A 1,702-nucleotide genomic window follows, 5' to 3' on the forward strand; every position below is an offset into this window, starting at 1 on the left:
TCAACTCCCTCAGTTTGATACGAATATCTCTCGAATGCTCACTTATTCGCAGGATTTCATAACCCTTAAAACGGATTTACGGGCAATAGAAACGAGTTCGGATCATTTTGGCTTCGTGAAGGCATAGTTAAATAAAGGAGTTAGCTAGCACTCCATATATTACCATATAATGTACATCTCCACGCCGCCCCTGGAGGCTTTCCCTCCCATGTCTCAACGGGTCAAACGCCCTCTCATTCCTTCGTCATGCCTATCCAAGGGGTGGAGGCCAGTTATGCTAAACTGATGGGTCACATTGCCCTTTTGTTGAAGAAACCTGGTACTCCGTACATATTTGAATTCCTACGAATAAGACAACATTCAAAATTAAAATTACTACTTTTGTGTAAGTCTAAAAGTTTTTATTCTTAAGCTGCTAAAGGGATTGTTTCTTTCAATTTATTAGGACTGTATTCCTCATTACGCTTAGCTATTCCTACAAAAATTCTTGCTAATTTACCGATTAACTTCATAATAGACTTCATTTTCTTCATCTTTTTGACTTTCACATTATGTGCGTGAAGTGCTTTAAATTCATCGTTGTTCATCACTAGGCTCATCGTAGCTAGGTAAAGGAAACGCCGTAGCCTAGATCGACCCCGTTTTGAGACTACAATCTGTCCTTTCCATTTTCCGGAACTTGCTTCAGCTAAATGAAGTCCTGCATGTCGTAATAAAGAATTACCATGAGAAAATCCACTTAAGTCTCCTGCTTCTCCTAAAATACCAGCCAATGAGATTTCACTTATCCCCTTAATCATAAGGAGTTTCTGTGCGAAAGGGATTTTATAAAGCTCTTCTTTGATTTGTTGTTCAACTCTTTCGAGTTGGTTTATAGTAAGGTCGTATTCTTCTAGTAATTGTTCTAAATGAAATTTATATGCATCTAGTGCTTGAGCTGTTCCTATCGATGATTTTGCTAGTTGAATCAGTAATTGAGCTTTTTTAGGACCTGGTTGTCGCTGCATTAATGACTTCCATCCCTTCATGACATCTAGGGGCTCCAGTGAAGCTATTTCAGCAGGAGTTGGAAATAATCGAAGGGTTGCGATTGCCCCTTTACACGTTATATCTTTAAACACTTGTCTGAGTTCTGGGAAGACAATATCTACCCATCTATGAATCTGATTTGCTGAGCTTACAAGCCGTTTTACAATAACATCGCGATTTGAGATTAATACTCTGAGTTTTTCGAAGGACTCTGAGGATGGACTGATAAATGAATAATAGCCGTTTTTAACCATATCAGCGATTACTAAGGCATCTTTCTTATCACTCTTTGATTGAGTATTATCGCGATTCTCCTTGTTCCTTTTAACTAGATGGGGATTTACTGTTACTACCTCAATCTTTTGTTCATCAAGCCATTTCGAAATATTCTTCCAATAGTGACCTGTTGGTTCCATACCTACAATGGCTGCATTTAAATTCTTAATTTCTTGTAAACTTTGAATCCAACTTAATAAACTTTTAAAACCTACTTCACTATTTTCAAATGTAAGGGGATCTCCGACTATAATTCCGCGGTAATTTATAGCTCGTGCAACGTGAAATTGTTGAGCAATATCCACACCGACGATTAAATGTTTATCGGAAATTCTTTCTATTAGTTGATTTTGTTTGTCTTGCATTTTAAAATTCATAATAGGGCTTCCTCCTTAAG

The 1,702-nt window shown here is 37.5% G+C and carries 1 protein-coding gene; it reads right to left on the minus strand.

Going from position 1 to position 1,702, the window contains the following annotated elements:
• Positions 1 to 407 precede the first annotated feature (407 nt).
• Positions 408 to 1,682 carry an IS110 family transposase gene (locus tag V7138_RS23075; protein WP_335402105.1) on the minus strand — a complete coding sequence of 425 codons (1,275 nt, stop codon included), beginning with the start codon at positions 1,680 to 1,682 and terminating at the stop codon, positions 408 to 410.
• Positions 1,683 to 1,702: the final 20 nt, after the last annotated feature.

Origin of the sequence: Bacillus sp. JJ1533, from assembly GCF_036965045.1 — a bacterium.
Taxonomy (GTDB): domain Bacteria; phylum Bacillota; class Bacilli; order Bacillales; family Bacillaceae_L; genus Ferdinandcohnia.